Source organism: Tenuifilum thalassicum (assembly GCF_013265555.1).
Classification (GTDB): Bacteria; Bacteroidota; Bacteroidia; order Bacteroidales; family Tenuifilaceae; genus Tenuifilum; species Tenuifilum thalassicum.
The window spans coordinates 1108017-1134488 of the sequence record NZ_CP041345.1 but is presented as its reverse complement, the minus strand read 5'-3'; the positions used below and the strand labels follow the sequence as shown (position 1 = coordinate 1134488).

22 protein-coding genes are annotated in these 26472 nt (G+C 37.3%); 12 read left to right on the top strand and 10 right to left on the bottom strand.

Translation table 11 applies throughout. The features are described from left to right. Positions 1–10: 10 nt before the first annotated feature. The gene (locus tag FHG85_RS04690) at positions 11–298 is read left to right on the top strand and encodes a GroES family chaperonin (RefSeq protein WP_173073458.1); all 288 of its coding nucleotides are present in this window, start codon (positions 11–13) and stop codon (positions 296–298) included. Between the two features lie 123 nt (positions 299–421). Then, positions 422–2605 (top strand): heavy metal translocating P-type ATPase, encoded by a 2184-nt coding sequence (locus FHG85_RS04685; protein WP_173073456.1) that lies wholly within the window; start codon positions 422–424, stop codon positions 2603–2605. Here FHG85_RS04685 and idi read toward each other — a convergent pair. Together idi and FHG85_RS04675 are read right to left on the bottom strand one after the other, a co-directional pair. After that, positions 2600–3142 carry an isopentenyl-diphosphate Delta-isomerase gene (gene idi / locus FHG85_RS04680; protein WP_173073453.1) on the bottom strand — a complete coding sequence of 181 codons (543 nt, stop codon included), beginning with the start codon at positions 3140–3142 and terminating at the stop codon, positions 2600–2602. The two genes, FHG85_RS04685 and idi, sit on opposite strands and share 6 nt — an antisense overlap. Then, positions 3142–3984, bottom strand: coding sequence for a pirin family protein (locus tag FHG85_RS04675; RefSeq protein ID WP_173073451.1), 843 nt, complete (start codon positions 3982–3984; stop codon positions 3142–3144). The genes idi and FHG85_RS04675 overlap by 1 nt, the downstream gene beginning before the upstream one ends. Positions 3985–4149: 165 nt before the next feature. Between FHG85_RS04675 and FHG85_RS04670 the strand changes: the two genes are divergently transcribed. From FHG85_RS04670 to gyrB, 3 genes are all read left to right on the top strand, one after another. After that, entirely contained in the window at positions 4150–7197 is a 3048-nt protein-coding gene (locus FHG85_RS04670) for a tetratricopeptide repeat protein (RefSeq protein ID WP_173073449.1), read from the top strand. Between the two features lie 2 nt (positions 7198–7199). Then, positions 7200–8867, top strand: coding sequence for a TonB-dependent receptor (locus FHG85_RS04665; protein ID WP_173073446.1), 1668 nt, complete (start codon positions 7200–7202; stop codon positions 8865–8867). 157 nt (positions 8868–9024) lie between these two features. Then, positions 9025–11004 (top strand): DNA topoisomerase (ATP-hydrolyzing) subunit B, encoded by a 1980-nt coding sequence (gene gyrB, locus FHG85_RS04660; protein ID WP_173073444.1) that lies wholly within the window; start codon positions 9025–9027, stop codon positions 11002–11004. Between the two features lie 24 nt (positions 11005–11028). Here gyrB and FHG85_RS04655 read toward each other — a convergent pair whose 3' ends face one another. Together FHG85_RS04655 and FHG85_RS04650 are read right to left on the bottom strand one after the other, a co-directional pair. Continuing rightward, positions 11029–12174: a toxin-antitoxin system YwqK family antitoxin gene (locus FHG85_RS04655; protein WP_173073442.1), complete on the bottom strand. Its 1146-nt coding sequence runs from the start codon at positions 12172–12174 to the stop codon at positions 11029–11031. 42 nt (positions 12175–12216) lie between these two features. Next, entirely contained in the window at positions 12217–13068 is an 852-nt protein-coding gene (locus FHG85_RS04650; RefSeq protein ID WP_173073440.1) for a hypothetical protein, read from the bottom strand. Positions 13069–13256: 188 nt separating this feature from the next. On the opposite strand from FHG85_RS04650, the gene FHG85_RS04645 reads away from it, so the two are divergent. The 6 genes from FHG85_RS04645 (at position 13257) to FHG85_RS04615 (ending at position 19026) form a co-directional block, all read left to right on the top strand. Beyond that, positions 13257–13595 carry a tetratricopeptide repeat protein gene (locus FHG85_RS04645; RefSeq protein ID WP_173073437.1) on the top strand — a complete coding sequence of 113 codons (339 nt, stop codon included), beginning with the start codon at positions 13257–13259 and terminating at the stop codon, positions 13593–13595. After that, positions 13559–15073 carry a SpoIIE family protein phosphatase gene (locus tag FHG85_RS04635; protein WP_262886958.1) on the top strand — a complete coding sequence of 505 codons (1515 nt, stop codon included), beginning with the start codon at positions 13559–13561 and terminating at the stop codon, positions 15071–15073. The genes FHG85_RS04645 and FHG85_RS04635 overlap by 37 nt, the downstream gene beginning before the upstream one ends. Positions 15074–15151: 78 nt before the next feature. Then, on the top strand, positions 15152–15955 hold the full coding sequence (gene dapF / locus FHG85_RS04630; protein WP_173073433.1) for a diaminopimelate epimerase: 804 nt from the start codon (positions 15152–15154) through the stop codon (positions 15953–15955). Between the two features lie 48 nt (positions 15956–16003). Continuing rightward, positions 16004–16378 (top strand): DUF1987 domain-containing protein, encoded by a 375-nt coding sequence (locus FHG85_RS04625; RefSeq protein WP_173073431.1) that lies wholly within the window; start codon positions 16004–16006, stop codon positions 16376–16378. A gap of 192 nt (positions 16379–16570) precedes the next feature. Beyond that, positions 16571–18013: a Do family serine endopeptidase gene (locus FHG85_RS04620; protein ID WP_173073428.1), complete on the top strand. Its 1443-nt coding sequence runs from the start codon at positions 16571–16573 to the stop codon at positions 18011–18013. Positions 18014–18165: 152 nt separating this feature from the next. Then, on the top strand, positions 18166–19026 hold the full coding sequence (locus FHG85_RS04615) for a sigma-70 family RNA polymerase sigma factor (RefSeq protein WP_173073426.1): 861 nt from the start codon (positions 18166–18168) through the stop codon (positions 19024–19026). Between the two features lie 48 nt (positions 19027–19074). On the opposite strand, the gene FHG85_RS04610 is transcribed toward FHG85_RS04615, so the two are convergent. Genes FHG85_RS04610 through FHG85_RS04585 form a run of 6 tightly spaced genes read right to left on the bottom strand, consistent with a single transcriptional unit; the run spans position 19075 to position 24941 of the window. Continuing rightward, a complete protein-coding gene (locus FHG85_RS04610; protein ID WP_173073424.1) occupies positions 19075–19914 on the bottom strand; it encodes an enoyl-ACP reductase FabI in 840 nt (279 codons plus the stop codon). Between the two features lie 57 nt (positions 19915–19971). Continuing rightward, positions 19972–21642, bottom strand: a complete 1671-nt coding sequence (gene recN / locus FHG85_RS04605) for a DNA repair protein RecN (RefSeq protein ID WP_173073422.1) — start codon at positions 21640–21642, stop codon at positions 19972–19974. Positions 21643–21653: 11 nt separating this feature from the next. Further along, entirely contained in the window at positions 21654–22565 is a 912-nt protein-coding gene (gene porD / locus FHG85_RS04600) for a type IX secretion system protein PorD (protein ID WP_173073420.1), read from the bottom strand. An 8-nt stretch (positions 22566–22573) separates the two neighbouring features. Next, positions 22574–23782: a bifunctional phosphopantothenoylcysteine decarboxylase/phosphopantothenate--cysteine ligase CoaBC gene (gene coaBC / locus FHG85_RS04595; RefSeq protein WP_220429233.1), complete on the bottom strand. Its 1209-nt coding sequence runs from the start codon at positions 23780–23782 to the stop codon at positions 22574–22576. Continuing rightward, on the bottom strand, positions 23772–24110 hold the full coding sequence (locus tag FHG85_RS04590) for a DNA-directed RNA polymerase subunit omega (protein WP_173073416.1): 339 nt from the start codon (positions 24108–24110) through the stop codon (positions 23772–23774). Before FHG85_RS04590 ends, coaBC begins: the two co-directional genes overlap by 11 nt. A 9-nt stretch (positions 24111–24119) precedes the next feature. After that, positions 24120–24941 carry an outer membrane protein assembly factor BamD gene (locus FHG85_RS04585; protein ID WP_173073414.1) on the bottom strand — a complete coding sequence of 274 codons (822 nt, stop codon included), beginning with the start codon at positions 24939–24941 and terminating at the stop codon, positions 24120–24122. Between the two features lie 282 nt (positions 24942–25223). Between FHG85_RS04585 and FHG85_RS04580 the strand changes: the two genes are divergently transcribed. Beyond that, a complete protein-coding gene (locus FHG85_RS04580; protein WP_220429258.1) occupies positions 25224–26435 on the top strand; it encodes an aminotransferase class I/II-fold pyridoxal phosphate-dependent enzyme in 1212 nt (403 codons plus the stop codon). Positions 26436–26472: the final 37 nt, after the last annotated feature.

Here is a 26472-nt window from a genome sequence, read left to right as displayed (position 1 = left end):
TTAATGCACTATGAAAGAATTAGTTCCACTAAATCAGCATGTTATTCTTGACTTAACTGAGGATAACTCGGAAGAAGTTACATCATCGGGCATCATTATTCCCGATACAGCTAAGGAAAAACCACAATGGGCAAAAGTGGTTGCTGTAGGGAATATTGAAAATGCTGAGATTTCAGTAAATGACATGGTCGTGTTCAAAAAATACTCAGGTACAGAGGTTGAATTTGAAGGTAAAAAATATTTACTAATCCCTTATGCCGACCTTCTAGCTAAAATTGTAGAAACAGAATCACTTTAATCAAATTTTGAGATTTAATTATCAAGTGCCAACCCTAAACATTTTAGGGTTGGCATTGTTTTTTATCATAGAATACAAAATTAATTCTCCTAAACCTTTAGGTAATTTTGTGAAAATTTTTCGATGATGGAAAAAAGAATTTTTCAGGTTACTGGGATGTCTTGCGCAGGTTGCGCACTTAGTGTTGAAACCATTTTAAAAAGTCAAAATGGGGTTAAGGATGCTGGAGTTAACTTTGCCAGTAGCACAGTATGGGTTGAGTATGACCCAAAAACAATTTCTGAAGAGTCGCTGCGCGACGCAGTTAGGTCAATAGGTTACGATTTGATAATTGAAGAACCAGATGAAGGAGCAAACCCAAATGAGGATACTGTTCAGAAATTAAGGAAACGATTTATTTACTCCATGATCTTTTCCCTACCAATTATTGTTTTACAAATGTTCTTTTTAACCTGGAAATTCACACCTTGGATTGCTCTAGTCCTTTCTACTCCTGTAGTTTTCTGGTTTGGACGTCAGTTCCATATAATAGCCCTTAAGCAGATACGTCATTTTAGCACAAATATGGACACGCTTATTTCTGTGAGTACTACCATTTCATACTTTTATAGCCTCTTTGCTGTGCTATTTAGCAATTACTTAGCAATTAACGGAGTTGAACTTCATCTTTACTTTGAATCAGCGGCAATGATTATTACCTTTGTTTTATTAGGGAAATGGCTTGAAGAAAAGGCAAAAGGGAAAACCTCCTCTGCCATTAAAAAGATAATGGGGCTACAACCTCAAACAGCATTGGTGAAAGAAAATGACGAATTCGTTGAAAAACCCCTAAGCCAAATTGCTATCGGCTCAGTGATAATGGTAAAACCTGGCGAAAGGATTCCTGTTGATGGCACAGTTCAGAATGGACATAGCTGGGTTGATGAGAGTTCCATCACTGGTGAACCTATTCCTGTTGAAAAATCGGCAGGCAAAAAGGTATGGGCAGGAACCATGAATCAGAATGGGGTTATTCATATAGTAGCTGAGCAAATTGGTTCAGCATCGGTACTTGGGAAAATTATCAAAGCTGTTAACGAAGCCCAAAATTCAAAACCAAAAGTTCAAAAACTAGCCGACAAAACAGCTAGCATTTTTGTTCCTATCATAATTATTATTGCAATAGCAACATTTGCCATATGGGCAACTGTCGCTCCTGACATGGCTTTTACACATGGGCTAATTGCGGCTATTGCTGTCCTTGCAATTGCGTGTCCATGTGCTTTGGGACTTGCAACTCCAACAGCCATAATGGTTGGAATTGGTAAGGCCGCTCAAAAAAACATTCTAATTAGAGATGCCGATAGCTTAGAGCTATCGTGTAAAATTAACACCGTTGTTTTTGATAAAACAGGAACGCTAACCGAGGGCCGACCCGAAGTAACCCTTATAAATTGGTATAGCAATGATGACATTCACCATTCCATTCTGAAAAAAATTGAACAGCATTCAAATCATCCACTTGCCACCGCAATTTTCAATTATATTAATGCTGACATTTCTTCCTTTACTCTAGACAATATAGTTGAAAAACCAGGTAAAGGAATTGAAGCCAGCTATAATGGTAAGATATACAGGGTTGGGAGCTTAAGCTATCTAAAAGATAACGGAATAGTTTCTAATGAACCTGAGACCCTTAACAAATACAACGGAACTGCTATAGGCTTTTCTGAAAATAATAACCTATTAGCTATAATTATAATAAGCGATAGGCTAAAAGAATCCGCTAGAAGCAGCATTTTGGCTTTAAAACAAAAAGGAGTTGAAATTGCAATGCTTTCGGGTGATAGTTCCGAAAGTGTTGATGTAATTGCAAAAGAGTTAGGAATAGACACCTTTCAAAAGGGTATGCTTCCAAATGAAAAGTCGAAATACATTAACCAGCTAAGAGAGCAAGGGAAAGTGGTGGCCATGGTAGGCGATGGAATTAACGACACCGAAGCATTAAGCCTTGCTGATATTAGCATTGCAATGGGCAAAGGAACCGATATTGCTATGGATGCATCGCAGGTAACCATAATGAAAAACGACTTAATTGCCGTTGCCGAACTAATTGAGATATCGCGTCAAACCGTAAGAACAATTAAGCAAAACCTTTTTTGGGCCTCAATTTATAACCTTATAAGTATCCCAATAGCTGCTGGAGTTCTATATCCTTTTACAGGATTGCTTCTGGATCCAATGATTGCAGCCATGGCAATGGCTTTTAGCTCGGTTTCGGTGGTTTCAAATAGCCTTATTTTGAAATCGAAGAAAATAACTCTATAAACCAGAACACTGTTTGATTGCTAATACAACTTCTTCTTTATGATTTTGTAGGATATATTTAAACCAATAGGTATAACTATCAGGATTTTCTTCGATATCATCTAGCAGCCAATCGATATCGACCCACTTCCAATCGTTTACCTCATCGGGGTTAGGGTTGGGACTTCCTTCAAATTTTCCTACATATACCCAATCAATTTCATTCTCAATTAACCCGTTATCAAGCTCAACCCTGTAATGAAATGTGAATAGATGGTTTAAATTACAAGTAATTCCCATCTCATGTTTCAATCGCTCAAATATTACATTCTGCATTTCCTCACCTTGAGTAAGATGGCTACAGCATGCATTAGTCCATAAACCTGGCGAATGGTACTTACTAAAGGCCCTTTTATGAATTAACATTTGGCCATTCCCATTACAAATGAGTATTGAAAATGCTCGGTGTAAATCCCCATCGATGTGTACCTGTTGTTTATCCTTAAAACCTATTACATTATCATTTTGATTAACAAGAGCTATTTGATTTTTATCCATTATTTAATAAAATTTCCATTATTTAACTCATCAATTGCTTTTTTAATCTCATCGTCGGTATTCATAACAATAGAGCCATGCCAAGCTATTGGCTCATTATTGGCTTCACCACCAAAGTAAAGAAACTTGGCACCACTATCTTCAGCTTTTATATGTAACACTGTTCCATAATTTAAAGCTATAACACATGGAGCCTCAATAACATCTTTATAACCAGGAATCGAGACCTTGCCCTCGTATAAGAAAATATAATACCTATAGTTTTGAAATTCAGGCGTTATAACCTCATCAAAAACAGAATCAGGCCAAAGCTTAACATCAAACAAATCAATTGGTTTATAGGGAGAAGTATAGGCTCCTTCCTGCTTTCTATACTTACCAGAAATAATCTTAAGCTGTAAAGTACTGGTCTCTACAATAGGAATCTTATCATGTTTTAACTCTCGATAGATGGGTTTTACCATCTTATATTCCTGAGGTAAATTCACCCATATCTGAATTCCAAACATCGAGCCTGCATCTGCTTTTGGCATTTCGCTATGAATAATACCACTACCAGCAGTCATCCATTGTACATCACCCTCAAAAATTTCACTACTATTCCCAATGCTATCAGTATGCTTAACTGCCCCTTTAAGCACGTAAGTAATTGTTTCAATCCCACGATGAGGATGATCAGGGAAACCTGCTATAAAATCTTTTTCATTGTTTGAACCAAAAAAATCGAGCAGCAGGAATGGATCACAATTGTAGCGTGTCTCAAACCCTAATATTCTTTGGACCATAACCCCTGCACCTTCAGTTATTTGATTTGGCTTATATATTGCCTTTACCGAAACCATTTTTTAATTTGTTATAGGTTCACTGTAAAGATACGAAATTCCTTTCAATATTATTTATACTCCAAACTTGTTATAAAGTTTTATAGAATTGTTAATTAAAAATTTCTATAACAATAATAGAATAGTTTTATTGTTAGTATTTTTAAAGCTGCAAAATTGTATAAGATGAAGAAGCAACTAGTTTTATGTTTGACTTTGGTATTTTCAATTAGTCTAATTTCATTTGCTCAGGAAAGCATTAGACTTTCTTCTGATAATGCTAAGTATGAAAAAGCAGTTGACCTTTTCGAGAAGGAAATGTTTGCCGATGCTCAAAAGGCATTTGAAAGTTATCTTCAAACATTACTCGATGGTTACTACCAGAAAAGGGTAAATACAGAATTTCACATTGCAATGTGCGCTATTGCGCTTAACAATCAGGATGCTGAATATCTTATCGGACAATTTATTCTCAAATATCCCGAAAGTGAGCTAATAGACCAAGCCTACTTCGCCATGGGGAAAATTCAATATCAGCTAAAAAAGTATTCTAAAGCAATTTACTGGCTATCTCAAATCAATAGAAATGGCTTGGACAAAGAAAAACAGTTTGAATGGCAGTTCATGCTTGGTTACTGCTTTTTTATGAATAAAGACTATAATCAAGCCAACCGTTGGTTATATCAGATTAAGGATATTGACAACAAGTTTTCGTCGCCAGCTACATATTACTATTCACATATTGCCTATTTACAAAAAAATTATGCTACCGCCCTTAAAGGTTTTAAAAAGCTGAAAAACGATGAGCTTTTTGCACCCATTGTTCCATACTACATAACACACATCTACTATCTTGAGGGCGATTATAAAAAGGTTACCGAATACTCTCCTAAACTTGCAAAAGAAAATAAAAGCAAACGGGCATCGGAAATAGCAAAAATTGTTGGAGATGCATTTTTTAAACTAAAAATGTACGATAGCTCTTTAACCTATCTTAAACTTTATGAGGAAAGATATAAGGAAAAACTGTCACGTGAAGATATCTATCTATTAGGGTTTGCTTACTATAAAAATAACAAGTACGAAGATGCTGCAAAATACCTTGAACGTGTAGCTACGTTCGACGATTCGCTTAGTCAGAATGCCAACTACCACTTGGCCGATTGCTATCTAAAACTGAACGACAAGAGCAAAGCCCGTCAAGCCTTTGGTCTTGCATCAAAGCTTGATTTTGATAAGGTTATTAAGGAAGATGCCCTTTTTAACTTTGCCAAGCTGACCTATGAGCAACTTTATGCCCCCTTCAACGAAGCTATTGATGCATTTAACACCTACATTAAGCTTTTTCCAAACTCCCCAAGAATCGACGAGGCATACAACTACCTTACACTTGCCTATCTCAGTTCAAAAAACTATAAGGAGGCTGTAGCAGCGCTCGAAAAAATCACAAATAAAGATGCGACTATCAAAACAGCCCTCCAACGCGCTGCATTCTTCAGAGGATTAGAACTTTTTCAAAACTTAGATTATAATAGCGCAATTAAGATGTTCTCACTTTCGTTGGAACATGCTGGCTATAACCAGCAAATTGCAGCACAAGCTATTTTTTGGATGGCAGAATCATATTACAGGATAGGTGAATACCAAAACGCTGCCACAAACTACGAGAAATTTATCCTAACGCCAGGTGCTTTTACTCTTGATGAGTATCTGATTGCTCATTACTACCTAGGCTACGCTTATTTTAAACTCAAGCAGTATGATAATGCAATTGCTTGGTACAGAAAATATATCAATCTAAACGAAAAGAAACCAAGCAATCTTGTTGCCGACTCATACAATCGTATTGGCGATTGCTTTTTCATACAACGTCGATACTGGGCAGGTATTGACTATTACGAAAAAGCGGCAAATATGGATTTACTAGATGCAGATTATGCTCTTTTTCAACGAGGATTTTCTTTGGGGCTAGTTAACCGACCAGAGAAAAAAATTAACACCCTTAAGCAGCTTGTAGAAAAGTACCCCAGTTCTAGCTACTATGATGATGCTATATTTGAAATTGCTGAAGCTTATAATAGCATTGAAGATTACAAAACTGCCATTGAGTATTACAAAATAATAGAGAAAGACTATCCTAATAGTAGCTACTATCCCAAGGCATTAGTCCAGCTAGGACTTTTATACTATAATGCTAACGACCCCGATAACTCATTAGTTTACTACAAAAAAGTAGTTGAAAGTTATCCAAACTCAGCCGAAGCAAAAAATGCGCTTATAGGAATACGAAATATTTACATTGATAAAGGCGATGCAGACTCATACTTCAACTACGCATCAAAACTTGGTAATATAGCAAATATCAGCGTTGCTGAGAAGGATTCGCTTAGCTACATGGCTGCAGAAAAAGTATATCTCACGGGTAACTGTGAGAAATCAATCCAGACATTCAATTCGTATATAGAAGAAAACCCACAGGGCAACTTTATAATTAATGCGCTTTTCTACATGGCTGATTGTTATACCAGAATTAATAGTAACGATAAAGCGATTGAGTGTTTATCTACAATAGCTGAAAAGCCAAAGAATAACTTCACCGAAAAAAGTCTTATTAAGCTAAGCAACCTCTACTTTGAGCAAGAGGAATTTGAAAAAGCTTATGAATACTACGATAAGCTAGAATCGGTTGCAGAAATAAAGAAGAATCTTTTAGATGCTCGAATTGGAAAACTAAGATGTGCATACAACCTAAATAAATATGATCAAGTAACAATCATAGCACCAAATGTGATATCAACAGAAAAAATATCGCCTGAAATTGAAAGAGAAACTAGGTTTAAGCTAGCACATGCATACTTCCACCTAAATAAAACCGATGATGCGTTAATTGAGTTCTCTAAAGTTGCCCAAAACCTAAAAACAGTTGAGGGTGCGGAATCAAAATATATGAAGGCACTTATCTATTTCCAACGAGGAGAATACAACCGAACAGAATCGGAAGTGTTTTCTTTTGCCGAAAATAACACTCCACACCAATACTGGTTGGCAAAAAGTTTTATCCTTTTAGCCGAAACCTATGCTGCTCAAAACGACTTCTTCCAAGCTAAAGCTACACTTCAAAGCGTATTAGACGGATATACTAATACCGATGACGGAATAATTGATGAAGCTACCGATAAGTTAAATGAACTAGTAAAAGCAGAAAAGGAACGTCAAACCGTTAATCAGAACTAGAAATGAAAAGGAAATTCAACAACCTAATACTCTTATCAACCCTATTTATTTTTGGTAGTAGTAATATCATTTTAGCCCAAGACGATAAAATGGTAAAAGAGGTGCAGGTTGTCCGCCCCTATGAACCATCAATCTCAGATGCTAACAAAATAAACATCCAACCAAAGATAGTTGACACTATTAGGGTAAACCCTAACTTTTCATACTCAATTATTCAGCGTCCAATTAGTACATATTTTACCCCTGCTCCACTTTCAGCAGCAAGAATGGTTGCTGAACCCCTACCCGATTTAAGTAGAAACTACTTAAGGCTTGGGATTGGCAACTCTATTTTACCTCAGGCAGAGTTCTATTTTGCAAGCAATAGAAACTCAGATTACACCTATGGGGCATGGTTGAAATATTTTAATAATAAACCCAAAATAAAATTTGATAACAGCAATGAGGTTAAAGCCCCAGCATCAAATATCGACATGCTTTTGTTTGGTAAAAGAATGTTCAACGATAAAGTTTTGTCGGGCGATATAGGATACAACCAAATTAAAAGAACATACTACGGATATAACTTCTATAACGCAGCATTACAACCTTCAAACGACAAGCAAGCTATTAATAGGTTTGCAGCAAATTTTGAGTTTAAATCAACCACTAAAGATTCTTCAAAATTCAACTACCAAGCCAAAGCAAACTTCTACCACTTAAACGATAAATACGATTTAGAAGAGAATATGCTAAAAGGGATGCTAAGTGTCAACAAATTTATAGACAAGGAACAATTTGGTGGCGACATAATGTACATCCATTACGGTCGCAATAACACAGATGGCAGTAAAAACAACACAATTATAAGGATAAAACCTTGGGCCCATTTCTCTGGCAAACAATGGCATGCTTTTGCAGGTTTAAATGTAATTGTAGATGCAAATGGGAATGTTAATGAAACCTATTTCTTCCCTAACGCATTTATTTCATATGATATTGTAAGCCATTATGTTATACCCTATGTTGAAATTAATGGAGATGTTGAAGAAAACTCATATTACACATTATTATCAACCAATCCATGGCTATATACTAGCACAGAATCCTGGAACTCAGTAAATAAACTTATGATTGGTGGAGGGATTAAGGGTAAATTTAGCCCTGTAGTTTCTTACAATATAAATGCTAACTATAGCATTATTGACAGCCTAGCATTGTTCAGAAACATAAGTATTGACACAAACAATCCGCTTTTTAACAGGTTTGGGTTAGTATTCGACAATATTGAAAGAACAACCATCAAAGGAGAGCTTGCTCTAGAGCCAAGCAAATTGTTCCGCATGAGTATATCAGGAGAGTTTTATCAGTACAAAACCAGCAAAGAGGCCAAACCATGGCACCTGCCAAACTATAAGATAGCCACCAGTATTGAATACATTTTAATGAGCAAGCTCAAAATAAATGCACTTATTGCAGCCGAAGGTAAAAGATGGGCTATTGATGCAAGTTCAAGTCCCATTCATCTGGATGGCTTTTTGGACTTTAATTTAGGTGCCGAATATCTGTATAATAAAAGGGCATCGATATTTATTAACTTTAACAATATCACGTCAACAGCATACCAAATTTGGTACCTGTACCCATCTCAAAAGTTTAACATGGTAGCTGGTGTTAGCTATAAATTTTAACCGAAATTTCTTTATTTAATACGACTTGAGAATTTTATTCTACATTTCTGATATTCAATGCATTAATATGTTAAAAAAGTATTAAAAAGATAGCAATAAACAAAATAATATTGCTATCTTTGAAAGTTAATTTAATGATTTATTTGAATTGTAAATTATGAGCGAGAAGGCGCAAGAGATTAAAAATGGGAATGGCAGTACAAACTACTCTGCCAATAATATTCAAGTACTAGAAGGGCTAGAGGCTGTTCGTATGCGTCCGGCCATGTATATTGGCGATACAGGCAATAAGGGCTTGCACCATTTAGTTTACGAGGTTGTTGACAACTCCATCGACGAAGCGCTAGCAGGCTATTGTAACAGAATTGATATAGTTATAAACGAAGATGGTTCAATTACTATCTCCGATAATGGTCGAGGGATTCCAGTTGATTTTCATGAGAAGGAGAAAAAATCTGCGCTAGAAGTAGTTCTTACAGTGCTTCATGCTGGTGGTAAATTCGATAAGGATACCTACAAAGTATCAGGAGGTCTGCATGGTGTTGGCGTATCGTGTGTTAATGCTTTATCGGCAAAACTTATTGCCGAAGTAAAACGCGACGGTAAAATTTACCGCCAGGAGTTTTCGCGCGGAAAGCCTTTAACCGAACTTCAAACCATAGGCTCTACAGAGGAAAGCGGTACCACAATTACCTTCTTGCCCGATAATCAGATTTTTACTCAAACAACAGTTTTCAATTTCGAAATACTTGAATCTCGAATTAGGGAGCTTGCTTTTCTTAATAAGGGCATAAAGCTTACTTTAACCGATAAGCGAGAGCTAATTGAGAATGGATCCTCGCATTATAGATATGCAGAGTTCTATTCCGAAGAGGGGCTGAAAGAATTTATTAAGTTTCTTGACCAAAACAGAGAAGCTCTTACCGAGAAGGTTATTTACATTGAAAACGACAAGGGTGAAGTACCTGTTGAAATAGCCATGCAGTACAATACCTCGTTTTCTGAAAACGTTCACTCCTACGTAAATAACATTAACACAATAGAGGGAGGAACCCACCTTACCGGTTTTAGAAGCGCTTTAACCCGAACTCTAAAAAAGTATGCCGAGGAATCTGGCATGCTTAGCAAGCTAAAGTTTGATATAAGTGGTGACGATTTTAGAGAGGGACTAACAGCAGTAATCTCAGTAAAAGTTGCAGAACCCCAATTCGAGGGTCAAACTAAAACCAAACTTGGCAACCCCGAAGTCCGATTGGCTGTTGACCAAGCAGTAAGCGAGGCTCTATCAAACTATCTTGAGGAGAACCCCAAGGATGCCAAAAACATTGTGCAAAAGGTTATCCTTGCTGCTCAGGCTAGGCATGCTGCACGCAAGGCGCGTGAGCTTGTTCAACGCAAAACAGTACTTTCTGGTTCTGGCCTACCCGGTAAACTTGCCGATTGCTCCGAAAAAGACCCTTCGGTTTCTGAAATATTCCTTGTTGAGGGAGACTCTGCAGGTGGTACTGCTAAACAAGGACGAGACAGAAGGTTTCAAGCAATCCTCCCCCTACGTGGTAAGATTTTGAATGTTGAAAAGGCCATGCAGCATAAAATATTTGAAAATGAAGAGATTAAAAATATCTTCACTGCTCTTGGCGTAACTATTGGTACCGAAGAAGATAGTAAAGCATTAAACCTATCGGGCTTAAGGTACAACAAAGTTATTATCATGACCGATGCTGATGTGGATGGTAGCCACATTGCAACTCTTATCATGACATTCTTCTTCCGCTATATGACCGACCTTATCAACGAAGGACATTTATATATAGCGACACCACCACTCTACTTAGTAAAGAAAGGGAAAGAGGAACGTTACTGTTGGAACGAAGAGGAAAGACAAAAAGCCGTTGAGGAATTAGGAAAAGGACGCGATAGTTCAGTTCATGTTCAACGCTACAAAGGTTTGGGAGAAATGAACGCGGAACAGCTATGGACCACCACTATGAATCCTGAAACTAGGATTCTTAGACAGGTTACAATAGAAAGTGCTGCAGAAGCAGACCGCATCTTCTCTATGCTTATGGGAGATGAGGTTCCTCCCAGACGAGAATTTATTGAGAAACATGCTAAATACGCTAATATTGATGCATAAAAAAGGTCGGAGTTTCCGACCTTTTTATTTACTATCTATTCCTTTTAGCTGAAATCGTTTTTGTAAAGTACCATCCATGTCGTACAACCACTTAACACCAACTGCGTCCCCATTAACGTAATAAATTCTTCCTGCTACCTTCCCCAAAGGATAGAATGTTGTCCAAATTCCATTTTGCTTGTCGCCTACATAATTACCAGCCAAAACCAAGGAACCATTCTGGTTATAGTATCGCCAAAACCCACAAGCTTTACCATTACAGTACTCTCCAACTTGTTTCAACAAGCCATTTGGCCACCAAAAAAGCCATTTACCATTTAGGTAACCTTTTTCAAATTTACCCCGCCCATGCATACAACCATTTGGATAATAGCTAATCCACTCTCCTACTTTATAATTGTTCTTATAAGTTCCTATCTCTGCAATTTTGCCATCGGAATAGTACTCTATAAATTCGCCATTTTGAATACCGTTTGTATGATGAGACACTAACCTCAAGGTGCCATTTTCATAAAAATCTTCAAGTTTCCCATCCAGTTGCCCATCATTATTGTAGAAAACTTTACGCTTTAACTTTCCGCTCTTATAGTAGGTATAAAGGGTATCAATATACCTGCCCTTATACTTTTTCCCCTTATAGTTTAACTCACCCGAATCATAGTAAGTCTCCCAGATTCCGTTAAGAGTATCATTTAAATACTCACTCTTTAGTCTTAACACCTGGCTCTCATCGAATATTTCACTAATACCGTTTAATCTCCCATTCCTATAATGCGACCTAGAATTAACAATCCCGTTGGGGTGAAATGTTTCAAGAATCCCATCCAGTAAATCATTTTTATATTCGCCCTTTTGATAGATTGTTCCATCTGGTTTCCAAAATAAGAACTCGCCCTCCTTCTTGCCTGCTTTGTAATTAAAAAGGCTTTTTCTGGCGCCAGTTTCATAATATGTAATCCATACACTATCAGGTTTACCATCAACATAAAACCCTTCCTGCTGAAGAACACCATTATCAAAATAATAGGAATATTTACCTTGACGGATTGTATCGCCTTTTTCTGAAACTAAACCTTGGTACTTTTCCTTTAGTAAACCGTTGGGACCCTCCTTTTCAACAAAAATAAAACTCTGCTGAGAGTAAACCGAAAGGTTAAACCCTAAAATCAAAAACAGGCTGAATTTACAAATAACCTTCAACTATACAGTATATTAAGGAGTTTCTTGTTTTATAGAATCGGGTTGAGTGACAGGCATATCGTTTTTAACATCTATTACAAGCTGAGACCCCTCCAAAGGGAATTTTGGGCCATAATCAACGATAATTGCTAAAGCATACTTACCTGTAGGTAAATCGTTAGGTAGTTCCATTTCAACCGTTCGGCTAAGCTTAGGAAATACAACATACTCTGTAGCTTTAAATTGTTTTTCCTCTGCAGTAATCATATTTGACGCAAGTAGGAAAACTTTACACCTTGTAATTTTGTCGCCTAAGTTCTCAATTACTGCAGAAAACCTTCTATTAGAATCGGATGGTTTAGTTATTTCCTGGAAGTTGCTTACTTTAATAGAATAATTCTGATTTGATTTAGGTGACTGGTATACAAGGACACCAATTCTTCCGCTTACAGTAATTCCTGCAGCAAGTTGCTTATCGGCGCTCCAACTCGTTTGCTCTCTTGTAGGTTGAATAAAAAGCATGCACCAGGCAGAACCAAACTCTTCGCCAGGTACTAACATGGTTACTTGAAGCTGAATATCTTCACCGGGATTAAGTTCAAAAAAGGCTGGATTTACATTTACCCAATTCGCACATGAACGTTTTGTTGAATTAGGTGGTAATAGATTTCTCTCTCCAGTCGATTTTGGAATAAAATCGGCAAATGTAACGGTATACGAAACCCTTTTGCTACTATGATTTTTAACAGTAATGGTTTTAGTTTGGCTTGTGGCTGGTTCTGCGTTAAAATCTAGCATTACGGGCGCAACCTCAAAGTCTTGCGAAAATAGTTTACCAGCTAATATTATGCCCAAAGCAATTAGTATACCCTTATTTTTATTCATAAAGAAATAGTAAAGTTGTTCACTTAACTACAAATATAGTAGTATTTCAAGAAAAAAAACTATAAATTGATTATTTTGTTATCAATTATGAAATATAAAAAAAAACAAGTAAGTTTGAATTAAATTTAATATGATTGAAAAATTTTAACAAAAAGATAATTTTTTTGCTGTGGTTTACTTGTGCATCAATGCTTAGGATTGCTGCACAAGAAATCAATCTTTTGCCTAAAGATAAGCAAGAAGATGTTGATAGATACAAGGAACTTGTTGTAAGATATAAACAAGCAAATAATCCACAGCAAGCGGCATTCTATCTAAATAAAATAGCATTTATTTATTGGGAAAATGGCAATCCTAAAGAGGCCATAAACTATTTCCTTGAAACTATTCCTCTAAATGAGAGGATTGGAAATTATAATGATATTAAAGCGGTATATAGTAATATCGCTCTAATCTATTCCGATATGGATAGGTTAGATTTAACACTTGAATACTTTTACAAGAGTTTAGACGCCGTCGTAAGCTAAACAATAAGGGAGAGGTTGCTGCAGGTTTAATTGATGTAGCATACATTCACACAGCATTAAACCAGTCGGAAAAAGCTATTCAGCTTTTAGAAGAGGCACTTGAACTTTCAAGAGAAGTGAATAATCCCAGGTTAATTCTTAACTCTTTAAAACTTTTAGCCCAAAATTACGATAACATGGGTAATACCGCTAAAGCATCTGAATTTTCAGGAATGGCAAGTGCTTATGAGCAGCAACTTCAAACCCAACAACTTAAAAATGAGTACGAAACAAAAGTTGTTCAATCTCAAGCCGAAGCAGAAAGAGAAAGAATGCAACGCACTCAACAAGAACTACTTATGAGTTTGCGTGAGTTAAAAGCAAAAGCTACCCAAGATTCGTTAAATTATGCTTTAATGCGAAAACAAGATAGTCTCCGCAAAGCAGAGGAAGAAGCACAACGTAAACAAACAGAAATCGACCTGTTAACCACCGATAGAATGCTTAAGGAAGCACAGCTAAGAGAGCAACAAGCTCAATCAAGAGTTCAAAGACTCATTATCTTTTCAGGTGGATTTATTGTTCTAATTCTCCTTGTTTCATCAATTGCCATTTACAAGAACTATAATGATAAGAAAAAAGCAAATGAACTACTTAACCTACAAAATATTGAGATACAAAAACAACGCGACCAAATCCAAAAACAAAACGAGAATATAAGCAAGAGTATCAACTACGCACAAGGAATTCAAAAAGCACTACTTCCACCTCAAACAAGCCTGCAGCAGCTTTTCCCAGAGTCATTTATATTTTTCCGACCTCGCGATGTGGTTAGTGGCGACTACTATTGGTTTAAGGAATTAACCAAAGGATTTGATTCAAAAGAAAAAACTGGTAAAATTGCGGTATCGGCTATAGATTGTACTGGTCATGGAGTTCCAGGTGCTTTCCTTTCAATGATTGGTTACAACCTTCTTGACGACATTGTTTTTAGAGGTATTCATAAACCTGGTGCAATTCTTAAAGAGCTAAACAACGGTATTCGAAGAACCTTACGTCAGGATGAAACCGATAACCGAGATGGTATGGACATGGCACTTTGCGTGGTGGATACTAATACAAACACCGTTGAGTTCTCTGGCGCTAAAAACCCATTAGTATATGTGGTTAATAACGAGGTAACCCGTATTAGAGGTGATAAAGAATCAATTGGAGGTGGAATGGATTATAGAGATGATGATTTTAACACACACGTAATAAAGGTTGAGAGCCCCACCTGGTTTTATATGTTTTCCGATGGATTTATAGACCAATTTGGTGGACCCGATGGCCGTAAATTCATGATTAGAAACTTTATTGATTTACTAGGTAGCATAGCCATTTTACCTCCCGAACAGCAACGAGAAATCCTTAAAAACACTTTAAAAGAATGGATTGGAACCAAATATCCTCAAGTTGACGATATTCTCGTTTTAGGTTTTAAAATCGAACCATCTTAGTTTCTTTTCTTCTTAGCATATTTTGTTTGTTATTTCAATATTTTTCACGAGTATTGTATCCTCATAAATCGTAAAAGTATGAATCTGCAATTTTACAAATACCATGGTGCCGGAAACGATTTTATAATGATTGATAATCGAAAAAATATTTTTTCACCTCAACCCAATGTTATTAACAAGCTTTGCAACCGGTACTTTGGGATTGGAGCCAACGGGCTTATCCTTCTTGAAATCAATAACGAAATGCCTTTTATGAGATACTTTAATAGCGATGGAAATGAAGCAACAATGTGCGGGAATGGGGGAAGATGCTTCGCAGCGTTTACAAAGCATTTAGGGATTTGCAATGGAAACTCTATAAAATTTATGGGTATCGACGGTGAACATATTGCCCTATTTAACCCTGATGGTTTTATCAAGCTTAAAATGATTGATGTTAAAAAAATTGAACTAATTGACGACAATTACTTTCTAGATACTGGTTCTCCACACTATGTGCAATTTGTAAGAGACATTGAAACCGTTGATGTTGATAGGGAAGGAAAACTAATCCGAAAAACAGTAAATTTCAATAATGGCGGAACTAATGTGAACTTTGTTCAAGAGATTAAGCCTGGAGAAATAAAAATACGAACCTATGAACGAGGCGTTGAAGCAGAAACCCTTGCTTGTGGAACAGGGGCCACAGCTGCAGCTATAGCTTATTCTCACTATTTCGAAATAGAAACAAATCCTATTGACGTAAAGGCTATTGGTGGCAATCTTAAAATCTATTTTGAACGTGGAAATGAACGTTTTGAGAACGTTTGGCTTGAAGGTCCTGCTAAAAAAGTTTTTGAGGGCATAATTGACATAGACTCATATGGAAAGGATACAATTTAACCCAAAAATATTTATCTTTGGAAGTAACAATAACCACCAACTACTACAATGAAAGCTTTAAAACTGCAGGAAACAAGTGACACCCCTGAAGTGACACTTGATAAGGAGAGAGGACGATTTGAATTTTATGGGACCATAATGCCCGAAAATCCAAAAGATTTTTTTGCCCCAATCCTCAACTGGTTTAATGAGTATGCTCTTGATCCAAATCCAGAAACTTCTGTTATTTTTAAACTAGACTACTTTAATACTGCCGCATCAAAAAAAATTATTGATATATTAATGACACTAAAAAAAATTCACGAATCTAAAAATAAAGTTGAGATATGTTGGTACTATAAACCCGCAGACGAAGATATGTTGGAATCTGGTGAAACATTTCAAGAAATTACTCACCTACCATTTAATTTTATAAGCTACTAAGAATACATCATAAAAGACACCGGAAAACACTGTCATTATGACAGTGTTTTTTGTGTAAACTCTTTAACATTGTCAGGTGGACTCGAAAAAAAGATATAAAATTGGCATGCAAGTGGTTAACAAACGTTAATCGAAATTGACAGGTATTTAATTTGATTACTACATTAGCAGAAACCTTAAAATTGTTTGCCTATGAAAGCACAAAAATTTCTTCTACCAATTGCTTACGCAGCTCTGGGTGGAATGATAGCAGTATTTTCAAGCAATTATATATTCACCAACCCAAGTGTTAATAACAATGTAACTTCAAACACACCTGTAAAGGTTACAAGAGTTTTTGCTTCGGATTCCACTGCAAGTGATTTTACATGGGCTGCAGAAAAATCGGTTGATGCAGTAGTGCACGTAACAACAGAGTATACGCAAACCCTAGATTACTCATTTGGTAATCCGCTTTTCGATTTCTTTTTCGGACCTTACGATAGGATGCCTCGCCAGAAAGTTCAAAGTTCTGGTTCTGGCGTAATACTTACACACGATGGCTTTATTGTAACCAACAACCATGTAATTGAAAACGCCGACGAAATCACTGTTATTCTGAACGATAAGCGAAAGTTTGCAGCAAAAGTTGTTGGCACCGATCCGAGTACCGATATCGCACTGCTTAAAATAGAAGCCGATGATTTACCATTTATTCCTTTTGGCAATTCCGACAATATTCATATAGGCGAGTGGGTATTAGCAATAGGAAACCCATTCAACTTAACATCTACTGTAACTGCAGGAATTGTTAGCGCCAAGGCCAGAAACATTAACCTCTTAAGAAAAGATTTTGCAATTGAATCTTTTATCCAAACAGATGCTGCTGTAAACCCGGGGAATAGTGGAGGTGCGCTTATAAATCTGAAAGGAGAACTTATTGGCATAAACACTGCTATTGCTTCTAAAACAGGTTCGTTCACAGGATACGCCTTTGCCGTTCCCTCCAATATTGTTAAAAAAGTTGTTACCGATATTATAGAATTTGGAGAGGTGCAAAGAGCTATCCTGGGTGTTAGAATCCAGGAGTTAACCGCTGAAGTAGCGCAAGAAAATGGTATTAAGGAGATTAAAGGGGTTTACGTATTTGATGTTGAAAAAGGCGGTGCAGCCGATGCTGCAGGTATAAAACCTGGGGATGTAATTCTTTCAGTAAATGGTGTTGATGTAAACAGCACCGCTCAGCTGCAAGAACAAATAAGCCGCTACCGTCCAAACCAAAAGGTTGACATTATTGTAAACCGCAACAACTCAAAGAAACATTTTGAGGTAACTCTTCGTAATCTAAAAGGTGGAACTGGAATTGTTAAAACCGATGCTACTATTGCTAGCCTAGGTGCTGAATTTAAAGAAATAACAGATAAACAAAAGAAACAGCTAGGTATTAACTACGGAATACAAGTAGTAGAGCTCAAAGATGGTAAGCTCAAAGATGGAGGAATAAAGAAAGGCTATATAATAACCAGAATGAACAGAACCCCCATACGAAGCGTTGATGACCTTAAACGAGTTCTTAGCATATCATCAGGAGGTGTTCTAATTGAAGGTATTTATCCGAATGGAGTAGTTGCCTACTACGCAATTGGTGTGGATTAGGATTTATAAGATTTTCACAATATAAATGCAACATTTTCTGGCCAACTACGTTCTAAATAGGCGTAGTTGGTTTAAAATATTTTAAAACATACTACTACTGCTTGAATTTCATAAGCATTTACCGTATTTTTGCATAAAATAAAAAGGGTTGAATGAGACAGCTAAAGATCACAAAATCAATCACAAACAGAGAGAGCGCTTCGCTCGATAAGTATTTACAAGAAATAGGAAAGGAAGACCTCATTACAGTTGAGGAGGAGGTTGAATTAGCCCAGCGAATCCGCAAGGGTGATCAGGCTGCGCTTGAAAAACTCACACGTGCAAACCTTAGGTTTGTTGTTTCTGTTGCAAAGCAGTACCAAAATCAAGGTCTTAGTCTTCCCGACCTTATCAATGAGGGTAATCTTGGACTTATTAAGGCTGCAGAAAAGTTTGATGAAACAAGGGGGTTCAAGTTTATTTCCTATGCCGTTTGGTGGATTCGCCAATCAATCCTACAGGCACTAGCTGAACAATCTCGTATTGTCCGCTTACCTCTAAACCAGGTTGGTTCATTGAATAAAATAAACAAGGCCTTTTCTAAATTTGAACAGCAATTTGAACGCACCCCATCCCCCGAAGAGCTTGCCGACCTACTTGAACTTCCTAAGGAGAAAGTTAATGACACACTACGCGTTAGTGGACGCCATGTATCGGTTGATGCTCCTTTTGTTGATGGTGAAGATAATAGCCTGCTCGATGTACTTGTAAACAACGATTCACCTAGCGCCGATCGTGGCCTAATAAACGAATCGCTAAGCAAGGAAATTGAACGTGCATTGGCTACGCTAACCGAGAGAGAGCGTGACATTGTAAAGCTATTCTTCGGAATTGGTTGTCAAGAAATGACTCTTGAAGAGATTGGTGAAAAGTTTGGGCTAACACGTGAGCGTGTTCGCCAAATAAAAGAAAAAGCCATACGAAGATTAAGACATACCTCAAGAAGCAAACTTTTAAAATCATACTTAGGATAATAAAAAAGCCCGCTTTCTGCGGGCTTTTTTATTAATTTTTGGTAAACACTACTTACAGTCCTTGCATTCTTCTAGATTACGGTTATAAACAGCCATTGCCCTATTACTCATACCCATGCTAGAAAAACCACCATCGTTATAAATGTTTTGCATGGTAATTTTACGGGTTAAATCGCTAAATAATGTGATGCAGAAGTCTGCACAATCGAGCGCACTGGCATTTCCGAGGGGCGACATGCGATTAGAGAAATCAAGCAGTGCATCAAACCCCATAACGCCACCGCCAGCGGTAGTTTCTGTTGGAGATTGCGAAACTGTATTGATTCTCACACCACGTTCACGGCCATAAATATAACCAAAGCTACGAGCAATAGATTCCAGGAGTGCTTTTGCATCGGCCATATCGTTATAACCATAAAGGGTACGTTGTGCTGCGATATAAGAAAGAGCCACTACTGATCCACCATGAGTTATAGCATCTTTCTTCCAACAGGTTTGCAAAACCTTATGAAACGAAATAGCTGAAATATCGAGCGTTTTATGGAAAAAATCGTAATCCAGGTCGTCGTATGTTCTACCTTTTCTAACATTAGGCGACATCCCGATGGAGTGTAAAATAAAATCGATTTTACCACCAAATCGCTCCATGGTTTTGTCTATCAGATTCTCTAAGTCTTGAATATTAGTAGCATCGGCGGGAATAACAATTGAGTTAATACGTTCTGCAAGCTCATTAACAGTCCCAAACCTTAAAGCCACAGATGTGTTTGATAGTACAACCTCAGCGCCCTCCTCATATGCGCGCTCTGCCACCTGCCACGCAATTGATTTTTCATTTAGGGCACCAAAAATAAGTCCCTTTTTACCTTTTAGTAAATTGTAAGCCATAATACATCGTTTAATTAAACTAACAAAGATAAACAAAGAAAATGAAAAAGTGTTCGATTAGTTTGAGCTAACGTTTGAACTTAAAAGGTCCTTGGCTGCTTGTAAAGCTGCATCGGTTACCTTTTCCCCACTTAACATTTTGGCTATTTCATTAACCCTTTCTTCAGGTGAAAGGAGTTTAATTTCAGTTAAGCTTTGATGATCGGTAATGCGTTTGTAAACCAAAAAGTGGGTAGTGCCTTTTGCAGCAATCTGCGGAAGGTGAGTTATATTTATTACCTGCATTCCTTTTGATAGGGAATAAATAATCTCTCCCATTCTATGGGCTATTTCGCCCGAAACACCTGTATCGATTTCATCGAATATAACAGTGGGTAATCCAGAAGATTTAACCAGCAATGATTTAAGGGCAAGCATCAATCTTGAAAGCTCACCGCCAGAAGCCACTTTTGAAAGTTCTTGAGGTGCTACCTGCTTGTTTGCCGAAAAATAGAAAACTACTTTATCTCTACCCCATGGTTGAAACTCATCTACTTTATCTATACTTATTTTGAAAACTGCATGCTTAATTCCGAGCGTTTGAAGTAGCTCCGATACATGTTTTTCAACTTTAGGAACTGTTTGCTTTCTGTTTTTCGATAACGCATCGGATTTAGCCGAAAGAATATCCTCAACCTGTTTAAGCGCTTTACGCTTTTCATCAAGGCTAAAATCAATATTTTCAATTTCCGATACCTGTTTCTCCAGCTTATCTTTCAGGTCAAGAAGTTCATTATACTCTGATAATCGGTGCTTGTTTAGGAGTGCATAAATTGTATCGATTCGTTGAGTTACTCGTTCTAACTCATCATCATTCACTTCTACCCTAGCGTTCAAAAAATCTAGCTCGTCAGATATATCTTTAATTTCAAGTCTTGCACTTTCAAGCCTTTGAACGTGCTCAGTAATTGAACCGTAGTAGGGCTCAATTTTTTTAAGCTGCAATTCTATTTCCTTAAGCTTTGGAAGAATAGAGAGCTCGTCGGCATTAAGAGATGCATATGCAAATTCTAAAGCCGATTTAATATCAGCAGCATGATTAAGTTCATTCTGGAGCTGCTCCAGCTCATCTAACTCATTCTCCTTTAAATTAGCAGCTTTTAGCTCATTTAGTTGATATGAGAGATAATCGAATTCCTGTTTGGCAGATTCTGCTTTTGCTTCAAGTTGGTTTAGCTCCTGCTTTAACCGTTTATAGTTATTGTAAACTTTGCTGTAATCGGCCAAATCATCTTCGGAAACAGCAAGGGCATCAAGTACGTTTAGCTGGAAAAGAGCATTTCCTAATAAAAGATTCTGATGCTGTGAATGTATGTCAATCAACCGATTAGCCAACTCCTTGAGCTGATTAAGATTTACTGGAATCTCGTTTATAAATGCCCTAGATTTCCCATTACTGTTAATCTGCCTACGAACAATAGTCAGATCATCATAATCGATGTCGTACTGATTAAAAAAACTTTGAAGGTTATAGCTAGAGATATCGAATTCGGCCTCAACAATACAAGACTTGCCTTCGCTTTTTAGAACGAAAGTATCTGCACGTTGACCTTGTATTAAAGATAGTGCACCAAGGAGTATCGATTTACCTGCCCCTGTTTCTCCGGTAATTATATTAAGACCTTTCTTGAATTCTATTTCAAGCTCATCAATTATGGCATAGTTCTGTATGTATAACCTCCGAATCATGCCTTTAACCTCTAGTTATTTTGTTGTTCAATTATCTTCTTATACTTGCTTGCATTTGCGTTGTCAATTTCGGTTAGAATATTAACCACCCTAGCCTTTTCGGTTGGAAACGATTCGGAAAAAATGTTAACCAGCTCATCGGACTTGGCATCAAAAAAAAGTTGAAGGGCAAACAGGTAAGGATCGGGCTTCTCCCTATAGACGCGCTGAAGTAAAACTAACGATTCAGCAATTTCAGCCCTTCCCTCAGCAGTTTTTTCGCTCATCACATCAAGTCCTAACCTATGGTATTTATATATTGCTTCTCTTAGGGGTTTATATTTAGGATTAAGCAGATTCTCAATCAACCAATATCGATTCTTCCGGTTACCCTCATAGGCCTTCCAACCACGTTCCACAGCATTTTGGGCATTAGAAACAATGCGTTCAGCCTTTTGAAAGTATTCCGTTCCACCCAAAAGGGAAAACGAGTCATAATCGAGGCCAATTATCACATAAGCATAAAAGGCTAAAATTGATGAGAGATTATTTAGGTGGGTTGATTCAGAGAACTCAATCTTTTCATACTCACGAAAGCGAAAATGAAGGTTATTATCTTGGAAATTAAGCATCGTAGTATTGTACGATGTGTTAAAAACAGGACGGCGCGATTGAACCTGAATGGTACCCTTAAACTCATCGGAACCTATTTGCTCAGTAATATTTAGCATTATGCTACACTCTATGCGTTCATCGAAACTATACACGTGGTTTGTCCACGTAGTGTTATTCATAAACTCATAGATTGCCGTTTGCATGTTCTGAAAAAGAATACGGTTAGTACCCTGAATGCGCTGTGAGTTAACTGATACGTTGCATCGTAACTCCTGAGAAAAAGCTATTAAAGGGATGAAAAGAAGGACTAGTAAACCTATTCGTTTCATGTTGCATATTATTTCTGGGATAACATTTGGAAAACCTCTTCAACTATATCAGCAGCAACTGCTTCCTTACTTTTAAGGCTAAATGGTTTAACCTCCCCATGGCGGTTAATAAAAGTAACCTTATTGGTGTCATGTCCAAAACCAGCGCCTAGGTCGCTCATGGAGTTTAGTACTATCAAATCTAGGTTTTTTCGCTCTAGCTTCGATTTTGCATTCTCAAGCTCATCGTTTGTTTCTAGAGCAAAACCTACTAATAGCTGATTTACCTTTTTTTCTTTGCCTAGGTGTGCAGCAATATCTTTAGTGGGTTTAAGCTTTATGGTTAACTCCTGATCCTTTCGTTTAATTTTAGTATCGGAGAAATTTTCGATAGTAAAATCGGCTACTGCAGCTGCCAATACAGCAATGTTGACATCAGGAAATAACCTACTTGCCTCATTAAACATTTGCTGAGCAGATGTAACCTTGTGTAAGTTAATGTTAGGATGAACAGGGTATTTAGCTACAGGTCCCGACACAAGTTCAACAATGGCGCCTTGCTTTGCAAACTCAAGGGCTATTGCATTCCCCATCTTTCCGCTAGAATGGTTGCCAATATATCGAACGGGATCGATATGTTCAAATGTTGGTCCCGAAGTTACAAGTATCTTTTGGCCCTTAAACCTATCACTGGTTAAAAAAAAAGAAACAACCTGTTCAAGAATTTTTTCGGGCTCCTCCATTCTTCCTTTACCACTAAGGCCACTTGCCAATTCACCGGTTGCGGCCTCAATGATAATATTCCCTCGATTCTGTAATGTGCTAATGTTTTGCTGTGTAATAGGATGGCTGTACATATCCAGATCCATAGCTGGAGCCACCATAACAGGACATTTTGCCGATAGATAAGTAGTGAGCAAAAGGTTATCGGCTACACCAGTAGCCATTTTAGCGATAGTATTAGCTGAAGCAGGAGCAATCAAATACAAATCGGACCAAAGACCTAAATCGACGTGGCTATTCCAATCGCCATTCTCTGGATTAAAAAAGTCTACAAGAATAGGGTTCTTGGAAAGGGTTGCAAGGGTTAAAGGGGTGATAAACTCTTTGGCTAAAGGAGTCATTATCACCTTTACCTCTGCCCCCTCTTTAACAAGTAACCGGATAAGTGATGCAGCCTTGTAGGCTGCAATACTCCCGGTTACACCAATGAGAATATGTTTGTCTTTAAGCCTCACTTTCCTCGGTTTGTTCCTCTTTAAATTCGTAATGCAGCTTTCCATCAAGGAACTCTTGGGCAGCTATTAAGGTTGGTTTTGGAAGACGCTCATAGAACTTAGAAATCTCAATTTGTTCTCTATTCTCAAAAACTTCTTCCAAATTATCGGTATAGTAAGCAAACTCTTCAAGCTTTCTGTTGAGTTCCTGCTTAATATCAACGCTTAGCTTATTTGCTCTTTTAGCTATAATTCGGACAGTCTGGTAAATGTTACCAGTATCCTTATCTAACTTGTCTAAATCTCTGGTTACAGTGTTAGTTGGTGCATTGATTTTCTTAATGTCCATAGCTATATATTAATTTACGTTTTGCAAAACTTTCATTGAGGCTTCATACATCTTTTTAGCCTCATCGATATATTTCGATTCTGGAAATTCGCTAATAAAAGAGTAGTACTCATCCAAAGTATTTTGGAAACGCTCTCGGCGCTTACTCTCAACACTATTGTCGGCAAGCAAGTACGATGCTTTTAATAGGTGAAACATAAGTTCTTCGCGATACTTACTTTGAGGATAATCGTTTATACTATTTCGAATTGCAACAATTGCAGCTTTATAATCGCCAATCTTATAGTAAAGCATGGAGCTTAAATAGGACTTTTCCACGAGCTTATCCTTAAGCTCATTCATTATCTTATTTACTTCGGTTTTACGCTTTGTATTAGGGTACCTATTGATATACTCAGTAAAAGCTTCTATGGCGGCATATGTATTTGTTTGGTCTAGCTCTGGCCGGGGTGACGATTTATAGTAGCAGTAAGCATACATGAACTCAGCATCCTCAGTAAAGGCACTGCGTTTATAATTCTTCCTAAACATATCAAACTGATGCCCGGCAAGCAAGTAATCGCCCTGATTAAAGTAGCCCATAGCTAAATAGAACTCAATGGTATCGGCTCTAAAGGTTCCTCGATATACATTTTGCAGCTGCTCAAGTAAAGTTACATACCTATAATGATCCTTCTTTTTATAGTACTCTAAGGCCATCTTGTACTTGTACTCGTAGTCGTCGCTCTTTAGTATTTTTTCAAATCCGCTGCAGGAAAACAAAAATACAATTAGAACAGGAATCGCAATAATTAGCGGTTTTTTTAAATGCAAAAGGCCTTGAAGTCTCATAAATACTAATTTTTTAAAGCATCATTTAAGCAGGCAAATTTATTGAAAATCTTGATTAATTGTAACAGTTTTATACTCTTTAAGTTAAAAAAAACAAACCTATCACATTAAAAGCACCATTAACATCTGATTATCTTATACTTAGAACTTGTAGTTAATAATTTTTCCTTTAATAAAATGCAATTAATCTAAATTTAATATAGATTTGCTGTCAATTTTGACAAATACAAATTTATTAACAAAAACTTTATAAAAGTGGATATTTTTGACAAAATTAACAACATGGGCCCGATAGGCCAATGGCAGGAGTATAGCCATGGCTATTTTTCATTTCCTAAACTCGAAGGCGAAATTAAACCACGGATGAAATTCCGCGGCAAAGAGGTTTTGACATGGAGTTTAAACAACTACCTAGGACTAGCAAATCATCCTGAAGTTCGAAAAGCTGATGCCGAAGCAGCTGCACAGTATGGGATGGCATATCCAATGGGAGCAAGGATGATGAGCGGTCAGACTAGCAAGCACGAGGAGCTGGAGCAAAAGCTTGCCAAATTTGTTGGTAAAGAGGCGGCTTACCTTCTAAACTATGGTTACCAGGGCATGCTATCGATTATTGACACCATGCTAAGCCGCAACGACGTAGTTGTATACGATTCAGAATCGCATGCATGTATTATTGACGGTTTGCGTTTATTTCCGGGTAAGCGTTTTGTTTTCCAGCACAACGATATGGATAGTTGCCGTAAAATGTTACAGCATGCTACAAAAACAGCTGAAAAAACAGGTGGCGGCATTTTACTTATCACCGAAGGGGTATTCGGCATGGCAGGCGATTTAGGCAACCTAAAAGCCATTGTTGACATGAAAAAGGAGTTCAACTTCCGCATTCTTGTTGACGATGCTCACGGCTTTGGGACAATGGGTAAAACTGGAGCAGGTACACCTGAGCACTTCGGTGTTATGGACGAGATAGATATCTACTTTGCCACCTTTGCTAAGAGTATGGCTGGAATAGGCGGTTTTGTTGCTTCAAATGAAAAGGTAGTTAGATACCTAGCTTACAATATGCGTTCACAAATTTTTGCAAAATCGCTGCCTATGCCAATGGTGATTGGTGCTCTAAAGCGTCTTGAACTATTACAAACTCAACCTGATCTTAAAGAAAACCTTTGGAAGGTAGTAAATGCTCTACAATCAGGTTTAAAAGAAATGGGATTTGATATTGGCAAAACAGAATCACCTGTTACTCCAGTTTACATGAAAGGTGGTATCCCTGAGGCAGCAAACCTGGTTTATGACCTACGCGAAAACTATAACATTTTCTGTTCAATGGTTGTTTATCCTGTTATTCCTAAAGGTCAAATTCTGCTACGCCTTATCCCAACTGCAGTTCACACTCTTGACGATGTTGAGGAGACAATAAAGGCATTTGCTGCTGTTAGGGAAAAACTTTTAGCAGGAAAATACGATAAAGAGAAAATTGCACAGATCTAATCTTTAATTACACTATAAAAGATAAGAGGCTGTCAAA